Source organism: Aeromicrobium phragmitis (assembly GCF_003674095.1).
GTDB classification, from domain to species: Bacteria; Actinomycetota; Actinomycetes; order Propionibacteriales; family Nocardioidaceae; genus Aeromicrobium; species Aeromicrobium phragmitis.
The window spans coordinates 1-544 of record NZ_RDBF01000049.1; the positions used below are offsets into that span (position 1 = coordinate 1).

The window sequence follows — 544 nt, forward strand, 5'->3', positions numbered from 1 at the left end:
CACCGAGGAACTCCTGGTCGACGATGAGCAGCCGGGCGTCCTCGCGGGCCGCGGGGTCGGGGGGCTGGGGGCGGCTCGCCATCGTGTTGAGCAGCAGCACCCGGCCGCCGAGCTGCATGATCGCGATGAGCGCGATGACCATCCAGCGGTGATTGCGCGCGAGCAGCGCGATCGAGTCGCTTGGCTGCAGGCCGCGCTCCTTGAGCGCCGCGGTGACCCGGTTGACCTCCGCGACGAGGTCGCGATAGGCGATCTGCCCGGCGTCGTCGATGATCGCGATCTGGTCGGGGTAGCGCGCCGCCGCAGCATTGAGGCCCGACGGCAGCGCAGGTCCCCACTTGGCGAGATGGAACCCGGCCTTGGCCAGCCGCAGCGGAGACTGCACCGACACCAGACCAATGCGCCGCAGGACCTTGACGGTGTAGCCCAGATCGCTCATGCCGGGAGTGTAACAACAAGTTACCCCCGGGTAGAACCGGCGAAGGCGACGTGGTCACCCGGTTCGGACGGGCTCGAGGGCTGCGGTCTCCTCCTCGGTGAACAC

At 69.1% G+C, this 544-nt stretch carries 1 protein-coding gene; it reads right to left on the minus strand.

Annotated elements, in window-relative coordinates; all coding sequences use genetic code 11:
* The coding region (locus D9V41_RS17635; RefSeq protein WP_166376086.1) for an AMP-binding protein at positions 1-439 on the minus strand (439 nt) is incomplete at its 3' end.
* Between the last annotated feature and the right edge of the window lie 105 nt (positions 440-544).